Source organism: Streptomyces sp. rh34 (assembly GCF_002551245.1).
Lineage (GTDB): Bacteria > Actinomycetota > Actinomycetes > Streptomycetales > Streptomycetaceae > Streptomyces.
In genome coordinates this window covers 1-17,425 of record NZ_NTGZ01000161.1, presented here as the reverse complement: position 1 = coordinate 17,425, position 17,425 = coordinate 1, and the positions used below count along the sequence as shown (strand labels likewise).

Below are 17,425 nucleotides of genomic sequence, written 5' to 3'. Positions count from 1 at the left end.
AGATGTGTATAAGAGACAGGTACCGGCGGTACGCGGCCCTGCGCCGGCGGGCCCGGGGCGGGCGCCAGGGCGCAGGGGGGCCGCCGCTCTCCGGACCGGGCGATCAGGAGCGACCGGGGGCGGGAGTCCTGGCGGTCCTCGGGGTGCTGACGCCGGTGCTCGCCGCCGTGGCCGCGGCGACGTTCCTGCTGCTGGGCTACGGTCTGCAGCTCGCCGAGGCCCTGCCCGACCTGGCGGGCACGCTCGTCGGCGTCGGCTGGTTCAGCCTGGTGGTCGCGGCGGTCACGGCCCTGGTCAGCGTCGTCGCCCTCTACCGCACGGCGGCGAAGCAGTCGGCGGACGGCACGGCGACCGAGCCCGACCGGTCGCCCGCCGTCGAGGACGCCCGTGAGGCATGGCTCGCGGCGCTGCGCGACCGGGGGATCAGGCCGTTCCTCCTCCGGGAGCTGGCCGAGGCGGCGTCGCCCACGCCCGGGGCGGGCGACGTCCACGGCTCCCGCTTCAGCTCGCCGGCGTTCGCGGGACCGGACTTCTCCGGCCCCGGCTTCGAGGGCTCCGGCTTCGAGGGCTCCGGCAGGCCCGCCCCGGGCGGCTCCGGCCCGCACCGCTGACGGGCGGGCGGCGACCGCGAGACCGCCGCCCCTGCCGGGTCGGACCGGGGCGGTCAGGTCAGGGCGGTCAGGTCAGGGCGCGTACGGGCGCGTCGACGGCGGGAAGGGCATCGGGCAGGCCCGACCGGCCCTGGGCGGCCCGGACCAGGGCGGCCATGACCCGGGTGTCCTCGCCCATCTCCGGGTGCCACTGCACCCCGAGCACCAGGCTCCCGTGCCCGGGGAGTTCCAGGGCTTCCACGGTCCCGTCGGGTGCGTGGGCGGAGGCCACCAGGCCGGCGCCGAGGCGGTCGACCGCCTGGTGGTGGTAGGCGGGCACCACGGCGGTCTCCGGTACGGCGTCCGCGTACGCGGTGCCGGGGACGGGGGTCACGGGATGGCTGCCGAAGACGCCGGGGCCGCCGGTGTGGTCGTCCAGGTGCTGGTGCAGGGTGCCGCCGAGGGCGACGTTCAGCAGCTGCATGCCCCGGCAGATGCCGAGCAGCGGAACCCCGTGTTCGATCGCCGCCCGGATCAGCTCCAGCTCCCAGGAGTCGCGGTCGCGGGCCGGGGGGCCGGTACGGGGATCGGCGACCGCCCCGTAGCGCGCCGGCTCGACGTCCGCTCCCCCGGCGATCACCAGCCCGTCCAGGGCGGCGACGGTGTCATGAGCCGCGTCCCGCGCGTCGTCGGGCGGCAGCAGCACGGCGAGCCCGCCCGCCGCCCGGACGAGGCGGGGATAGGCGGCGGGCAGCAGCACCGCGGGCATCTCCCACACACCCCAGCGGGCCGGGTCCTGGTAGGTACTGATGCCGATGACGGGCCGGGGCATAAAACGGGCTCCTTCGGGTCGGGATGATCGCGTGGTCGCTCTCCGGGGGCGGGCTTCCGTCCGGTACGCCTCCGAGCGGCGGGAGCCCGCCGCCCCCGGGCGGCCGTCTCAGTCGCGGGCGAGTTCGGCCTCGGCCGCCGCCAGTGCGGCGAACTCCTCCTCCGGGGCTCCCGCGACCAGCCGGTGCCGGCTGTAGAGGGCGAAGTAGGCCAGCGCCACCGCGTACACGCCGAGGGCGATGAACGCCGCGTCGCGGTCCACCAGGAAGGTCGCCGCCAGGGCCGAGCATGCCAGAACGAAGGCCACGGACGAGGTGAACGCGCCGCCCGGGGTGCGGTAGGGGCGCGGCAGTTCCGGTTCGCGGCGGCGCAGCACCAGGTGGGAGAGCGCCATGAGGGCGTAGCTGATCGTGGCGCCGAAGACGGCGACGTTCAGCATCCGGCCGCCGTCGCCGCTCCAGGCGGCAAGCGTGAATCCGATGATTCCGGGGATCAGCAGGCCGAGGTAGGGGGACTTGCGGCGGTTGGTCAGCGAGAGGAAGCGCGGCAGGTAGCCGGCCCGGGAGAGGGCGAACAGCTGGCGGGACCCGGCGAAGATCAGGGAGAAGAAGGAGGCCACGAGTCCGGCGAGGCCCGCGTAGTTCACGAAGCGGCTCAGGGCGGTCGGCTCTCCGGTGCCCTGCAGAGCCACCACGAGCGGGTTCCCGGCCTCCTTGATGGCGTTGGCCCCCTGGGCGCCGGTGGCGGAGATGAAGGTGATGACGGCCAGGAAGACCAGCACGACGAGCGAGATGGCCAGCGCCTTCGGCATCGAGCGGACCGGGTCCTTGGCCTCCTCGGCGGCGAGCGGCACGCCTTCCACGCCGAGGAAGAACCACATGCCGAAGGGAAAGGCCGCCCAGATCCCGAGGAGCCCGAACGGCAGCCAGGAGGAGGAGCCGAAGGCGGAGGCGTCCGCCGGGATGTCGTTGAGGCGGCCCGCGTCGAACTCGGTGAACGCGCCGACGGCGAAGATCAGCAGCGCGGCCACCGCGATGGCGGTCACCACCAGGCTGAAGCGGAGCGCCTCGCCGACTCCCCAGAGGTGGATGCCGATGAAGATCGCGAAGCAGGCGAGGTAGACGGGCCAGCCGGAGGTGAGCCCGAACAGGCCGAGGGACTCGACGTAGTCGCCGATGAACAGCACGATCGCGGCGGGCGCGAGGATGTACTCGATGAGGATGGCCGTGCCGGTGAGGAAGCCGCCCCAGGTGCCGAGCGCTCGCCGGGCGAAGCCGTAACCGCCGCCCGCCGTGGGCAGGATGGCGGAGAGTTCGGCCAGCGCGAAGACCAGACACGCGTACATGACGCCCATCAGGACCATGGCGGCGGCGAGTCCGCCGAAGCCTCCCTTGGACAGGCCGATGTTCCAGCCGGAGAAGTCGCCGGAGACGACGTAGGCGACGCCGAGCCCGGTCAGCAGGAGCCAGCCCGCGCTGCCCCGGCGCAGGGTTCTGCGGTGCAGATACGCGTCCGTGCCGGACACCCCCGTGCTCGCGTCACCGGGTGGGCCGGCGGGTTTTTCGGTTCCCTGAGCCATGAGGCGCTCCAGATGTGTGTCGACTTCATCGTGGGAACTGCTTCGATCAATGGTTCGTCGGCACACCTTTGTGGAACGCCGGGAGAATGGCAAGGGGTGTGCGTCAAAGAGTGGTTACGGATGCGCCTCCGCGCCGGACGCCCGCCGGGGCCGCCCAACCGGGGCCTCCCGCCGATCGGGCCAGGGCACGGTCAGGCGAGGAAGCCGCGCAGCAGGGCCGCCGTGCCCCCGCAGTGCTCGCGCATCATCTCGCGGGCGGCGTCCGCGTCCCGGTCGAGCACCGCCTCGACGACGGCCGCGTGCTGCCGCTGGGAGTGCTCCAGGTTGCGCACCAGCAGCGGGATGCAGTCGAGCAGTTCGTTGAGGGTGGCCCGGACCGCGGCGTACTGGGTGGCGAGCGTACGGGAGCCGGAGAGTTCGGCGAGTGTGAGGTGGAGCAGGGTGTCCTGACGCCGGTAGTCCTCCAGCCGGGCGCCCCGCGTCGCGTCGAGCGCGGCCCGCAGCCTGGCCCCGCCGTCCGCCGGGAGCCCTTCGGCGCACAGGCCCGCCGCTCCGGCCTCCAGCACCTCGCGGAAGCGCAGGGTGTCCTCCACGTCGACGGCGGCGATGCGGCGGCGCAGTTCGCCGCTGCCGTCGGGGGCGGCGGTGCGCGGCAGGACGAACGTTCCTCCGTAGCGGCCCCGGCGGCTCTCGACCATGTTCTGGTCCTGGAGGACCTTGAGGACCTCGCGCAGCGTCACCCTGCTGATCCTCAGCTGCTGGGACAACTCACGTTCGGGGGGCAGCCGTTCGCCGGGCGGGACCAGACCAAGCCGCAGGAGCTGGAGGACCTGCTCCAGCGCCTCCTCGAAGCCGTTGCCCGCGCGGACGGGCCGCAGCACGGAGTCCGGCCGGCCGGTCGCGGCGTCGCTCCCGCCACCGGACGTGTCGGCCGCCGCCCCTTCGGCCGCGGCCGTTCCCGCCGTTCCTGCCGCCGGACGGGTGTCGTCCGCTCGTTGCCTCGTGGCCACTGGCCGATCCCCTTCCCAAGTAATGGTTCCCTGTCATACCTTAAGCCTCCCGGTTCACCCAAGGAGGAATCCCGTGGCAGACCGCACACCCCCGCTCGGCGTCGACGAGCTCCGCTCACGGGTCGCCGACGGGTCGATAGACACCGTGGTGCTGGCCTTCCCGGACATGCAGGGCCGGCTCCAGGGGAAGCGGTTCGCGGCCGGGTTCTTCCTCGACGAGGTGCTGGAGCACGGCACCGAGGGCTGCAACTACCTCCTGGCCGTGGACACCGAGATGCGGACCGTCGACGGCTACGCGATGTCCTCGTGGGAGAACGGCTACGGCGACTTCGGCATGGTCCCCGATCCGGCCACTCTGCGCCCCGTCCCCTGGCACGAGGGGACCGCCCTGCTGATCGCGGATCTCGCGTGGCACGACGGCAGTCCGGTGGTGGCGGCCCCGCGTCAGATCCTGCGCCGCCAGCTCGGCCGGCTGGCGGAGCTCGGCTACACCGCCCAGGTGGGCACGGAGCTGGAGTTCATCGTCTTCCGGGACAGTTACGAGGAGGCCTGGGACCGCGACTACCGCGGGCTGACCCCGGCCAACCAGTACAACATCGACTACTCGATCCTCGGCACCGGGCGCATCGAGCCGCTGCTGCGCCGTATCCGCAACGAGATGCAGGAGGCCGGGCTGACCGTCGAGTCCGCCAAGGGCGAGTGCAATCCCGGCCAGCACGAGATCGTCTTCCGCTACGACGAGGCGCTCACCACCTGCGACCAGCACGCCGTCTACAAGACGGGCGCCAAGGAGATCGCGGCCCAGGAGGGCGTCTCGCTGACGTTCATGGCCAAGTACGACGAGCGCGAGGGCAACTCCTGCCATATCCACCTCTCGCTGACCGACGCGGACGGCGCGAACATGATGGCGGGCGAGGGCGAGGGCGGCATGTCCGAGCTGATGCGGCACTTCCTGGCCGGCCAACTCGCCGCCCTGCGGGACTTCTCCCTCCTCTACGCGCCCACCATCAACTCCTACAAGCGCTTCCAGCCCGGCTCCTTCGCCCCCACGGCCGTCGCCTGGGGCGTCGACAACCGCACCTGCGCCCTGCGGGTCGTCGGCCACGGGCGATCGATGCGCTTCGAGAACCGGCTGCCCGGCGGCGACGTCAACCCGCACCTGGCCGTCGCCGGTCTGGTCGCCGCCGGACTGTACGGGGTCGAGCACCGGCTGGAGCTGCCCGAGGCCTGTACGGGCAACGCCTACACCGGGGACTACGACCAGGTGCCGACGACCCTGCGCGAGGCCGCCGAGCTGTGGGAGGCCAGCCCCATCGCCAAGGAGGCGTTCGGCGAGGAGGTCGTCGCGCACTACCTGAACATGGCCCGCGTCGAACTGACCGCGTACGACTCCGCGGTGACCGACTGGGAACTGCGCCGCTCCTTCGAACGCCTCTGACAGCCAGAAACCCTCCGCGCCACTACCCGCTTCCGTGATCGGGGTCCGTACGTGTCACCACCCACCCTGGACGTCCTGAACCCGGCGACCGCCGAGGTCGTCGCCACCGTCCCCGCGGCCTCCGCCGCCGATGTGGACGCCGCCGTCCACGTCGCCGCCTCGGCGCAGCGCCGCTGGGCGGCCGCCGCCCCTGCCGACCGGGCGCGGCTGCTGCGCCGCTTCGCCGTCGTCGTCGACGAACACACCGAGGAACTGGCCCGGTTGGAGGTGCGGGAGGCCGGGCACACCATCGGCAACGCCCGGTGGGAGGCCGGCAACGTCCGCGATCTCCTCGACTACAGCGCGGGCGGGGCCGAACGGCTGCTCGGCCGGCAGATCCCGGTGGCGGGCGGCATCGACTTCACGGTCCTGGAGCCGCTGGGGGTCGTCGGGGTCATCGCCCCGTGGAACTTCCCGATGCCGATCGCCGCCTGGGGTCTCGCCCCGGCCCTCGCGGCGGGCAACGCCGTCCTTCTCAAGCCCGCCGAGACGACGCCGCTGACCGCTCTCCGGCTGGCCGAACTCGCCCTGGAGGCAGGTCTTCCCGAGGGGTTGTTCCAGGTGCTGCCCGGCGAGGGCCCGGTGGCCGGGAGCGCTCTGGTCGAACACCCGGGCGTCGCGAAGATCGTGTTCACCGGCTCCACCCGGACCGGCAAGCACATCATGACCCGCTGCGCTGAGCGCGTGAAACGGCTCACCCTGGAGCTGGGCGGCAAGAGCCCCAACGTCGTCTTCGCCGACGCCGATGTGGAGGCCGCCGCGGCGGCCGCACCGATGTCCTTCCTGGACAACGCCGGTCAGGACTGTTGCGCCCGCACCCGGATCCTGGTCGAGCGGTCCGTGTACGACCGCTTCCTCGACCTGCTCGTCCCGGCCGTGTCGGCCGTCGTGGTGGGCGACCCGGCCGACGAGAAGACCCAGATGGGGCCGCTGATCTCGGCCGTCCAGCGCGACCGGGTCCGGGGCCTCGTCGACGGCGGCCTGGAAGCCGACGGCGCCCGGACCATCCTCGGAACGGCCCCCGAAGGCCCCGGATTCTGGTACCCGCCGACCGTCCTCACCGGGGTCTCGCCCGAGGCGCCGGTGGCGGTCGAGGAGGTCTTCGGGCCCGTCGCCGTGGTCCTGCCGTTCGAGGACGAACAGGACGCGCTGCGCCTCGCCAACGCCACCGACTACGGACTCGCCGGCTCGGTCTGGACCCGGGACGTCGGCCGCGCGCTGCGCGTGAGCCAGGGGCTGCGGGCGGGCAACCTCTCCGTCAACTCGCACTCCAGCGTGCGCTATTCGACCCCCTTCGGCGGCTACAAGCAGTCGGGCCTGGGCCGCGAGCTCGGCCCGGACGCGCTGGCCGCCTTCACCGAGACCAAGAACGTCTTCATCAGCACGGAGGCCTGAGCACCATGACCGACACCTCTTCCGTCTGCCGCCGCCTGGTCGGCCGCACCGCCGTCGTCACCGGAGCCGGCAGCGGCATCGGCCTGGCCACCGCCCGGCGGCTGGCCGCCGAGGGCGCGCACGTCGTCTGCGCCGATGTGGACGAGGAGCGCGGCAAGGCCGCCGCCGCCGAGACCGCCGGGCTCTTCGTCCGTACCGACGTCACCGACGCCGAGCAGGTCGACGCCCTCTTCACGACCACGTTCGACACCTACGGCTCGGTCGACATCGCGTTCAACAACGCGGGCATCTCCCCGCCGGACGACGACTCCATCCTGGACACCGGCCTGGAGGCCTGGCGGCGGGTGCAGGAGGTCAACCTGACCTCGGTGTACCTCTGCTGCAAGGCGGCGATCCCCTATATGCGCGACCAGGGCAAGGGCTCCATCATCAACACGGCGTCCTTCGTGGCCCGGATGGGCGCGGCCACCTCGCAGATCTCGTACACCGCGTCCAAGGGCGGGGTCCTGGCGATGTCGCGCGAGCTGGGCGTGCAGTTCGCGCGCGACGGGATCCGGGTCAACGCCCTGTGCCCCGGCCCGGTCAACACCCCGCTGCTCCAGGAGCTGTTCGCCAAGGACCCGGAGCGGGCCGCCCGGCGGCTGGTGCACATCCCGGTCGGCCGGTTCGCCGAGCCGACCGAGATCGCCGCCGCCGTCGCGTTCCTGGCGAGCGACGACTCCTCGTTCGTGAACGCCACGGACTTCCTGGTCGACGGCGGGATCGCCGGGGCGTACGTCACCCCGGTCTGATCCCGACGGTCCCGGCAATCCCGGCGGCCGGGCTGACCGGCCGCCGGTCAGCCCGAGGTGGTGGCCGAATCATCCCGAAGACGCCGGGCGCGGAGCACCAGGAGCATCTCGAAACGCTGGTCCGGTTCGTCGATGGCGTCGCCCCACAGCTCGCGGATCTGCCGCAGCCGGTAGCGGGCCGTCTGAGGGTGGATGCCGAGGCGGGCGGCCACCTCCGGGGCGCCCCCGGGGGTCTCGATCCAGGCGAGCAGCGTCTCGGACAGGCGCCGGGCCTGGGTCGGACCGAGGCCGTCCAGCGGGGCGAGGCAGCGGCGGGCGGACGCGTCGATCAGCTCCTGGGCGGGGAGCAGCAGCAGTTCCTCCGCCCGCTCGGTGCAGTACAGCACCTCGCCCTGCGGCAGCAGGCCCTTCTTGATCAGCTGGACCGCGGTCTCCGCCCAGCGCAGCGAGGTGGCCGCGGCCGCCAGCGGTACCGCCGGTCCGATCGCCCCGGACCAGCCGGCCGTGGCGCGCCGCAGGATCTCCGCACGGCCCGCCGTGTCCGGGTCCGGGATGACGATGCGCGGCTGCTCGCTCTCCATCTCCAGCAGAATGCCCTGCCCGACCGCCGGGGCCACGGCCTCGCGGGCCGGGCGCATGAGCACACCCACGGAGATCGTCTCCGGAAGCTCCCAGCCGATGCGGGCGGCCCGCTCGGCCAGGGCCACGGACACGTCGCCCCGGTGTTCCACCAGGAGGAGCTCGATCAGCTGGCGCTGGAGGCGGAGCCGTTCGCTGGCGCGCCGGGCCGCCGCCTCGGCGTAGCCCCGTACCGACTGTTCCACGAGCCCGTCCAGATACTCGAATCCCGATTCGGCGAGCTCGTACATCGCGGGCGCGGGGATGTCGGCCTGCTGGCCGATCTCGGCGAGCCTGCGCCAGGTGAGCCGGACCCCGAGGCGATAGATGGCCTGGAGCGCGTCGAGGCTGCGGCCCTCAAGACCCTCGCCCCGCCCGAACTCCTGGAACATCTCCGGCGGCACGCGTGGGTGGGCGCCCTCGGTGAGGTTGTGGACGAAGCCTTCGATGGCGCGGCGGATACCGACGAGGGCCAGCGGCTCCCCGGAGTCGTCCTCGACCAGGTGCAGATAGGGATATTCCTGACGTATCTGGTACAGGATCGTCTGGGCGAGCTCCGGGGCCTCGGACCGGGCGATCGCCTCGAAACGGTCGAGCTTCGACCGGGGGACGTCCTGCCAGGCCGGGCGGGTCATGGAGCCGCCGGGGCGGTGTCGTAGCTGATCAAGGGCGTATTGGGCTGGTCGGGAGTGGCGTCGAGCAGTGCCACGACACCGACCGCCGCACCAACGGCGAGCGTGGCGGCCACCAGGACGGTGACAGCGGCGGCGATGAGTCTGCGCATAGTCGGGTCAGCTCCTTGCTGGAGGCGATCCCCACCCCTGCAGCCGGGCCCCTCCGGCTGGGACACAGTGTCGACAGCACATTGACATCCGTCAAGGGCTTGCCTACTGTTCACGCCAATCAAGGGCTGACCGGCCCGGGCCCGTGCACCTCCGCGAAGAGATTCGACCCAGGAGTGCCCGGATGCGCCACAACGCTTCACCCCTGTCGCTTGTCCTGCTGGGCGCAGGGGTTTTCCTGCTCGTCCTCGCGCCGCTGCTCGTCTGGTACGTCCAGCCGCATGCCAAGCGCACCCCCATCGACATCGACACCACCACCGTCTTCACCGGGACGGGCAGCTATTTCGACACGTCCGAGGTGGAGACGGTCGAGGGCAGAACGATCACGATCACGCGGCAGGTGCGCGGGGACGTGGCCGACAGCGAGAAGAGCGGCAACGCCGTGTGGGACGTCTCCACCTCGGTCGACCACCAGGACACCCTGCCCGCCTCGGATCCCCGTGACGCCCTCCAGTGGACGCTGGAGCGCTGGGTGACCGACCGGACCACGAACGAGCCGGTCCACTGCTGCGAGGAGTCCCCGACGTTCGACGGGGAGGCCTATCTCAAGTTCCCCTTCGACGTCGAGAAGCGTTCCTACCGCTGGTGGGACAGCACGCTCGGCGGGGTGGTGCGGCTCTCCTACGCCGGTGAGCAGGAGGTTCAGGGCTACTCCGGTCTGCTCTTCAAGGGCGAGGTGGAGCCCACCCAGACCGGGGTGCGCCAGGTGCCCGGAGTGCTCGTGGGGAAGAAGAAGATCCCCCAGGTGCTGGCCGAGGAGTGGTATTCCAACAGCGGCATCGAGCTGGTGGTGGACCGGCGCACCGGCCGCATCATGAACGCGGCGATCGGCCCGAGGAAGACGCTGCGCGCGCCGGGCTCCGAGAAGGACGCCGTCGTGCTCCTGGAGAGCAAGCGCGTGGAGTTCACCGAGGAGACCCAGCTCAAGCAGGTCGAGCTGGCGTCGGCGGACAGCGACCGGCTGGCGATGCTCGGCACGACCGCGCCGGCCGGGGCGGCGGGGCTGGGCGTTGTGCTCGCGGTGGCGGGCGTCGTGCTCGTCGTCCGGGGGCGCCGGACGGAGCCGGAAGCGCCGAATACTCACATGATGACGATTCCGCACACCTGAGTTACCGGCAAGTTGTTGCACCGGTGAGTAGCCGGGCGCGTACCCGTGCCGAAAACTGTCTATCCCCACCAGAGCACGGCCCCCCGGTCCCGTCCCCGCCCGTCCCTCTCCCCTCAACTCCCTCATCGCCCCATCACCCTCATCACCCTCATCACCTGTTTCTCGCTTCTCCCTCATCACCCTTCACGATCCCTCGCCCCGCGGCCGGACTCCCGGCCCGGCGAACCCCTGTCCCGGCCCCCCGGTACGTCCCCGCTCCAAGCGGCCCTCGTCCCGGGGGCCGCTCCCCCGAGTCCCCGCCCCCCGAGCCGAGTTGGAGCACCCATGCCCCAGCACGTCCCTCCCCCACTGCTTGACGCCGTCGCGCGTCCGGGTCAGGGCCCGGCGCCCGCCACCGTCCCCGCCACCCCGAGACGCATCGTCTTCCTCGCCCACCGCGACCTGGGCAATCCGGCCGCCGGCGGCTCCGAGCTGCTGGTCGACCAGCTCGCCCTGGGCCTCACCGAGCAGGGTCACGACGTCACGCTGCTGTGCGGCGGACCGGCCTCCCGCCGGCCCTACCGGGTCGTCTCGGCGGGCTCCACTCTGGGGCACTACGTCGGCGCGCGGTCCGCGTTCGCCCGGCGGATCGGCACGTGCGACCTGCTCGTCGAGGTCTGCAACGGCATGCCGTACCTGGCCCCGCTGTGGCACCGCGGCCCCACGGTGTGCCTGGTCAACCATGTGCACACCGACCTGTGGGACATGCGCTTCCCGACGCCGGTGGCCCGTGCCGGGCGCAAGCTCGAACACTGGGCCCTGTCCCGGGCCTACCGCGACCACCTGATGATCGCGGTGTCCCCGTCCACGGCGGGCGCCCTGCGCGAACTGGGCGTGCCCGACCGGCGGATCCGGGTGGTGCACAACGGGGTCCAGGAGCCGAACCCGCAGGGCGAGCGGTCCGCCACACCGCTGTTCGTGGCGCTGGGCCGGCTCGTCGACTACAAACGCATCGATCTGCTGCTCCAGCTCTGGGAGCGGGTCCGGCCGGTCACCGGAGGCCGGCTCGTCATCGTCGGCGATGGCCCCGAGCGGGCCCGGCTGGAACAACTCGCGGGCCCCGGCGTGGAGTTCGCCGGGCATGTGACCGAGGCGGAGAAGCACCGGCTGCTCTGCGCCGCGTGGATGCTGCTGCACCCGGCAGCCGTGGAGGGGTGGGGTCTTGTGGTCACGGAGGCCGCGGCCCGGTCCACCCCGACCCTGGGCTTCGACGTGCCGGGGCTGCGCGACTCCGTCGAGGACGGTGTCACCGGGGTCCTCGCCCCGGGCGCGTCCTCCTTCGCCGCCGCCTGGTGCACGCTGGCGCTGGACGACGAGCGACGCGAGGCGATGGGCAAGGCGGCCCGCGAACGGGCCGCCGACTACCGGTGGACCGCCAGTGTGCGCAGGTTCGCGGCGGTGGCCGCCGAGGCGGCGGCCGGTTCCACGGCTCCGACGGCGGACGGCCCGAACGCCCCGACGATCGGCGCGAGCGCGTGAAGGACCCCTCGTTCCGGCGGTCGGCCGCTCTGTTCCGCGCCTTCCTGCGCGAACAGGGCGACCCCGCCACGGCGTACACCCTGCTGGCCCGTGACGCGGCCGACCAGGTCGAGCGGCACGGCCCGCTCCGGGACAAGGTCGTCGTGGACATCGGCGGCGGCGACGGCTACTTCACCCGGGAGTTCCGGCGGCGCGGGGCGCACAGCTACCTCTTCGAGCCGGATCCGGCGGAGATCGGCCCCGGGCAGCGCGCGGACACCGTCGTCGCCGACGGCTATCTGCTGCCGCTCGCCGACGGCGCGGCCGACGTCTGCTTCTCCTCCAACGTGCTGGAGCACGTCGCCGATCCGCACACCTTCCTCAGCGAGATGGCGCGGGTGACCCGCCCCGGCGGTCTCATCTACGTCTCGTACACCAACTGGCTCTCCCCGTGGGGCGGCCACGAGTGGGCGCCCTGGCACTACCTCGGCGCCGAACGCGCCCGGAGCCGCTACGAGCGGCGCACCGGCGGTCCGGCCAAGCACCGGCTCGGCGAGAACCTCTTCAAGATCGGCGTCGGGGAGACCCTGAGCCACGTCCGGAGCCGCTCCGACGTGTCCGTCGTCTCAGCACGCTCGCGCTACTGGCCCGTCCTTCCCCAGCTCGTGCCGCGCATCCCCGTACTGCGGGAATTCGCCACCTGGAACCTCCTCCTCATCCTCCGGCGGTGTTCATGACCAGCGCTGTCCACCCACCCCGGTCCACGGCCCCTCAGGGCGCGGGTCCCGCGCCTTCCGGTACCGCCGACGGACCGCCCACGCCTCGCTCACGGCGCTGGCTGCTGGGCTTCTGGGCCGCCGTGTTCGCGGCGTTCCTCGCGGTGTCGCCTGGCCGGATGACGTTCGACACCAAGCTCGGCGTCGTCGTGGATCCCTGGCGCTTCCTGGGCGACCTGGGCGAGCTGTGGCACAGCCGGGCCGGGTTCGGCGGGATCGCCGACCAGTACGTCGGGTACGCCATCCCGATGCTGCCGTACTACGGGGCCGCCGACCTGCTGCACGTACCGGTCTGGCTCGCGGAGCGGCTGTGGCTGTCGCTGATCGTGGCGACCGCCTGCTGGGGCGCGCTCCGGCTGGCGGAGCGGCTGGCCGTGGGTTCCCCGGCCACCCGGCTGCTGGGCGCGGTCGCGTACGCCCTGTGGCCGACGTACACCATCGTCGTGGGCTCGACCTCGGCGGCGGCCCTGCCGGGCGCCCTGCTGCCGTGGGTGCTGCTGCCGCTGACGAACCCGCGCCTCGCGCCGAGGACCGCCGCGGCCCGGTCCGCTCTGCTGATCCCGCTGATGGGCGGCGTCAACGCCGCGTCCACGCTGGCCTCGCTGCTGCCGGTGGGGCTGTACCTGCTGTCCCGTCCCGGCGGGCCGCGCAAGCGCGCCCTGCTGGCGTGGTGGATCCCGGGTGTGATCCTGGCGACCGCCTGGTGGATCGTTCCGCTGCTGCTGCTGGGCACCTTCGGCGAGAACTTCATGCCGTACGTGGAGTCCTCGTACACCACCACGACGACCATGTCGGCGACCGAGGTGCTGCGCGGCGGCGGGAACTGGGTCGGCTATCTGAACTTCGGCGAGGCCTGGCTGCCGGCCGGCTGGACCGTCGCCACCGCGACCGTCACCATCCTGGGCTCGGCGCTCGCCGCCGCCCTGGGCCTGGCGGGACTGGCACGCCGTGATCTGCCCGAGCGCCGCTGGCTGGTGCTGACCGTGCTGTGCGTCGCGCTCATCACGCTCGCCGGTTACGGGGGCGCGCTGGGCGGGCTGTTCCACGGGACCGCGCAGGACTGGCTGGACGGCTGGCTGGTGCCGTTCCGCAACATCTACAAGTTCCAGACAGGGCTGGCGCTGGCCCTGGCCCTGGGCCTCGCGCACCTCACCGCGGTGGTCTCCTTCGCCGCCGCGGCGCGTGGCGGCGGTAGCGCGGTGCGCGCCCGGCGGCTCGTGCCGGTGGCCGCCGCCGTGCTCGTGCTGCCGGGTCTCGCCTGGCCGTACGTCAACGGCTCGATCCTGCAGACGGGTTCGTTCCAGCAGCTGCCCACGTACTGGGAGACGACCGGGAGCTGGCTGAAGAAGAACTCGGCCGACGACCGCGCCCTGGTCGTCCCCGCGACCGCGCACGGCATCTACACCTGGGGTTCGCCCATCGACCAGCCGTTGGATGTGCTGGCGAACTCGCCCTGGGCGCAACGGGATTACGTGCCGTTCGGCACGCCGGGCAACCGGCGGGCGATGGACGCCGTCGAGCAGGCGCTGACCACCGGCGGCGAGGTGCCCGGACTGAGCGAGTACCTCAACCGGGCGGGGCTGCACTATGTGGTGGTCCGCAACGACCTGGATCCCGACCAGTTGGGGTACGTCCCCACGACCACGGTGAAGCGCACCCTGGAGGCGTCCGGGTACCAGCGCGTGACCGGTTTCGGTCCGGTGATGACCGGTGGCCGGATCGCGGCGGACACCCCCGTGCAGGTCGAGGGCCTCTATCCGCGGCAGCGGGCCGTGGAGATCTACGAGCCGCCTGCCGGGACGGAGCGTCCGGGGCGGGCGGGAACAGCCCCGGTGGCCTCGACGGCCGTCGTGAGCGGCGGGCCCGAGTCCCTGCTGCCGCTGGCGGCGAGCGGCGCGCTGGAAGGCCGGCCGGCCGTGCTGGCCGGTGACGCGCACCCGGGTCTGGGACGGCCGTCGCTGTACGCGGCGGGCGACGGGCTGCGGCGCGCCGACACCCGGTTCGGGCTGGTCAACTCCAACACCTCGTACACGTACACCGCGGATGAGCGCAACGCTGTGGAGGCCGCGCAGGATCCGGACCGTAGCCCCCGGCAGATCCTCCCGACGTCCGGCACGGAGCACCAGACGACGGCCGTGCTGCGGGGCGCGAAGAAGGTCAGCGCCTCGTCGGTGGGCAACTGGCTGTTCCATCTGCCGCAGTACGACCCGGTCAACGCCTTCGACGGCAACCCGGACACCGGCTGGGCGGAGGGGTCCCCGGGCTCTCCCGAGGACGAGTGGGTGCGGATCGACTTCACCACTCCGACGGAGCTTCCGGCCTCGCTCCAGGTGACGCCGCTGCCCAGCGCGAACGTGCGGGCCGCGCCGACCGTCGTCCGGGTCGAGACCGAGCGGGGCTTCAAGGACAGCCCGTTGAAGCCGGACGGATCGACGCAGACGGTGGCCGCCCCCACCGGGCAGGCTTCCTGGCTGAAGGTGACGATCCTGGAGTCCCAGCAGGGGCGCCCCGGGCTCACCGGCGCCGGGTTCACCGACATCGCGGTCCCCGGGGTGCAGGTGACCCGGATGCTGGAGCTGCCCTCCGACGCGCCGCGTGAGGGCGCGGACTCCACGGTCTACTCGCTGCGGCGGGGCAGCGACCCGGGCGGCCTGTCGTCGGTCGCGGCCGAGGTCGGCCTGCACCGGCAGTTCACCCCCCAGGAGGCGGGCCCGTACCAGGTGTCCGCGAGCGCGGTGCCGGTACCCGGCGATGAGCTGGACAAACTGCTGTTCGAGCTGACGGGCGAGCGGGACAAGATCGAGGTGAGCGCCGACTCCACCGCACGGCTGGGCACCAACCTCAGTCCGCGCAATCTGACCGACGGTGATCTGACCACGGCGTGGATCGCGGGCGAACGCCCCACGCTGCGTCTGTCCTGGCCGGAGAAGAAGGAGGTCGGGGAGATCGTCTTCGCGGCGGCCGGCGGTCTGTCCACCCGCCCCGAGCAGGTGCAGATCAGCTCCCCCGACGGCACGGCGGTGGCCTCCGTGGACGAGAACGGCATGGCCCGCTTCTCGCCCATCAGGACCGACCGGATGGACATCACCATCTCGCGCCAGGCTCCGCTGACCGTCCACAACCCGGTCGCCGACGACCAGTTGCAGTTGCCGGTGGGGCTGAGCGAGGTCTACATCCCCGCGTTGGAGGAGTACCGCTCGCCGCAGCCGAAGCCGGGCAAGACCTTCAGCCTGGCCTGCGGCAAGGGGCCGGTCCTGTCCGTCGGCGGTACGTTCCTGGAGACCCGCGCCGAAGGCCTGGTGCGGGACCTGACGCAGCGCCGCCCCATCGAGGTCACGCCGTGCACCGAGGGCGGCACGGTGGAGCTGGCCGCCTCGTCCACCACCGTCGAGGCGGGTGACGCGGGACCCCTCGCCATCACGGACGTCACGCTGAGCAAGGGGACCTCGAAGGCCGCGTCGAGCACGCAGCGTTCGGTGGACGTCGAGCGGGGTGACGGCGACCGGCGCACGATCACCGTCGGGGCGGGCGAGGCCTCCTACCTCCAGATCCACGAGAACCACAACAAGGGCTGGAAGGCCACCCTGGGCGGCGAGGAGCTGACGCCTCTGCGGATCGACGGCTGGCAGCAGGCCTGGCTGATCCCGGAGGGCGAGGGCGGCAAGGTCACCCTGGAGTACGAGCCGGCCCGGATCTACCAGGTGGGGCTGATCGGCGCGGGGGTCCTGCTCCTGGTGCTCGTGGGGCTCGCCTTCGGGCGCCGACGGGGAGCCGCGCCGTACGCGGCCGAGGAGCAGCCCGTCGTGCCCGGCCCGGGTCTGGTCCTGGGCACCGTGGCGCTCACCCTGGTGGGGGTGGTGATCGCGGGGCCGCTCGCCCTGGCGGTGCCGGTCCTCGCCGTACTCGCCCGCTTCCGGCCGAGGCTGCTCGCTCCGGTCGCGTTCGCGGCGATGGCCGCCGCGGGTGTCGTCGCCGCGGTGGGCACCGGGGACACCACGGCCGCGGGCGAGGGCGCGTTCGGCGCGACGGCCCAGTTCCTGGCTCTGGTCGGCCTGTTCGCGGCCCTGGTCACGGTCGGGCGCTGTCTCTTATACACATCTCTGATGGCGCGAGGGNTGCCAGCCCGCTCAGAGATGTGTATAAGAGACAGCGTTCGGCGCGACGGCCCAGTTCCTGGCTCTGGTCGGCCTGTTCGCGGCCCTGGTCACGGTCGGGCGCGGGCCGCTCGGCAGGCGGGCCGCCGGGGGCCGGGACACGGTCGCCCCCGCTGACGGCGAGGCGCCCACGGTTCCGACGCAGGCCACCGGTTCGGGCCGGACGCTGTCCACCGACCCGAAGCATCCGCGGGGAACTCCGCCTCCCCCGCCCGGAATCGGGTACGGAGCCGGCTCGGGCGAAGGGGAGGGAGACGGCGACGGCCGGGGCGGTGACGGCCCGACGCGGCAGCCCGGCGGTCAGCAGCCGCCGCCGTCCCGTCCCGGGGGAGGCACCTGATGGCGACCACGCGGCACCCCCGGGCGCGGGGCGGTACGCCCCGGTCCGGGGCCCCGGCCCGGGTGCCGTTCCCGGTGGTCGACGAGGTGGCCCGGCACTGTGCGCAGGACGCCGAGCCGAACACGGTGCACATCGAGATCCATCTGCCCGGCCGGGTGGACGAGGGGCGGCTGCGCTCCGCGTTCGCCGAGGCACTCACCCGGCACCCCCGGGCGCTGATGCGGGAGCGCCCGCGCACCCCGTTCGCCCGGCGCTACGAGTGGGAGCTGACCGGGAGCCCCGACACGGATCCGGTCTCCTTCCCGCCGTCCGCACCCGGGGCGCTCGCCCGGGCCCGGGCGCGGGCGCTGGACGAGGCCCCGCCGCTGACGGCCTCGCCGCCGCTGCGGCTCGCCGTGGTCGAGGAGCCGGGGACCT

General features: G+C 72.9%; 12 protein-coding genes and 2 pseudogenes. 9 read left to right on the top strand and 5 right to left on the bottom strand.

Annotated features, from left to right (window positions below):
* The coding region (locus CR470_RS25350) for a hypothetical protein (RefSeq protein WP_097869849.1) at positions 1-611 on the top strand (611 nt) is incomplete at its 5' end.
* 67 nt (positions 612-678) lie between these two features.
* Here the strand turns inward: CR470_RS25350 and CR470_RS25345 are convergent.
* From CR470_RS25345 to CR470_RS25335, 3 genes are all read right to left on the bottom strand, one after another.
* Complete coding sequence (locus CR470_RS25345; protein WP_097869848.1) at positions 679-1,422, bottom strand: gamma-glutamyl-gamma-aminobutyrate hydrolase family protein; 744 nt, start codon at positions 1,420-1,422, stop codon at positions 679-681.
* A gap of 108 nt (positions 1,423-1,530) precedes the next feature.
* On the bottom strand, positions 1,531-3,000 hold the full coding sequence (gene eat, locus CR470_RS25340) for an ethanolamine permease (protein ID WP_097869847.1): 1,470 nt from the start codon (positions 2,998-3,000) through the stop codon (positions 1,531-1,533).
* 191 nt (positions 3,001-3,191) lie between these two features.
* Positions 3,192-4,010 (bottom strand): FadR/GntR family transcriptional regulator, encoded by an 819-nt coding sequence (locus CR470_RS25335; protein ID WP_097869846.1) that lies wholly within the window; start codon positions 4,008-4,010, stop codon positions 3,192-3,194.
* 73 nt (positions 4,011-4,083) lie between these two features.
* Here CR470_RS25335 and CR470_RS25330 point away from each other — a divergent pair, with 73 nt between their 5' ends.
* The 3 genes from CR470_RS25330 to CR470_RS25320 are packed head-to-tail and all read left to right on the top strand — an operon-like array spanning position 4,084 to position 7,673.
* Positions 4,084-5,448: a glutamine synthetase family protein gene (locus tag CR470_RS25330; RefSeq protein ID WP_097869845.1), complete on the top strand. Its 1,365-nt coding sequence runs from the start codon at positions 4,084-4,086 to the stop codon at positions 5,446-5,448.
* Between the two features lie 51 nt (positions 5,449-5,499).
* Positions 5,500-6,882, top strand: a complete 1,383-nt coding sequence (locus CR470_RS25325) for an aldehyde dehydrogenase family protein (RefSeq protein WP_097869844.1) — start codon at positions 5,500-5,502, stop codon at positions 6,880-6,882.
* A 5-nt stretch (positions 6,883-6,887) separates the two neighbouring features.
* Positions 6,888-7,673, top strand: coding sequence for a 3-oxoacyl-ACP reductase (locus CR470_RS25320; RefSeq protein ID WP_097869843.1), 786 nt, complete (start codon positions 6,888-6,890; stop codon positions 7,671-7,673).
* Between the two features lie 47 nt (positions 7,674-7,720).
* Here the strand turns inward: CR470_RS25320 and CR470_RS25315 are convergent, their stop codons facing one another.
* Positions 7,721-8,926, bottom strand: a complete 1,206-nt coding sequence (locus CR470_RS25315) for a helix-turn-helix domain-containing protein (RefSeq protein WP_097869842.1) — start codon at positions 8,924-8,926, stop codon at positions 7,721-7,723.
* On the bottom strand, positions 8,923-9,075 hold the full coding sequence (locus tag CR470_RS39730) for a hypothetical protein (protein WP_176739579.1): 153 nt from the start codon (positions 9,073-9,075) through the stop codon (positions 8,923-8,925). Before CR470_RS39730 ends, CR470_RS25315 begins: the two co-directional genes overlap by 4 nt.
* A gap of 182 nt (positions 9,076-9,257) precedes the next feature.
* Between CR470_RS39730 and CR470_RS25310 the strand changes: the two genes are divergently transcribed.
* From CR470_RS25310 to CR470_RS25290, 5 genes and pseudogenes are all read left to right on the top strand, one after another.
* A complete protein-coding gene (locus CR470_RS25310) occupies positions 9,258-10,241 on the top strand; it encodes a DUF3068 domain-containing protein (RefSeq protein WP_097869841.1) in 984 nt (327 codons plus the stop codon).
* A 324-nt stretch (positions 10,242-10,565) separates the two neighbouring features.
* Positions 10,566-11,759: a glycosyltransferase family 4 protein gene (locus CR470_RS25305; protein WP_097869840.1), complete on the top strand. Its 1,194-nt coding sequence runs from the start codon at positions 10,566-10,568 to the stop codon at positions 11,757-11,759.
* Positions 11,756-12,475 carry a class I SAM-dependent methyltransferase gene (locus CR470_RS25300; protein ID WP_097869839.1) on the top strand — a complete coding sequence of 240 codons (720 nt, stop codon included), beginning with the start codon at positions 11,756-11,758 and terminating at the stop codon, positions 12,473-12,475. Before CR470_RS25305 ends, CR470_RS25300 begins: the two co-directional genes overlap by 4 nt.
* A pseudogene (locus CR470_RS25295) lies at positions 12,472-16,596 on the top strand (alpha-(1->3)-arabinofuranosyltransferase domain-containing protein); the annotation flags it as partial. The gene CR470_RS25300 and the pseudogene CR470_RS25295, both read left to right, overlap by 4 nt.
* A gap of 411 nt (positions 16,597-17,007) precedes the next feature.
* Positions 17,008-17,425: pseudogene (locus tag CR470_RS25290) on the top strand (condensation protein); the annotation flags it as partial.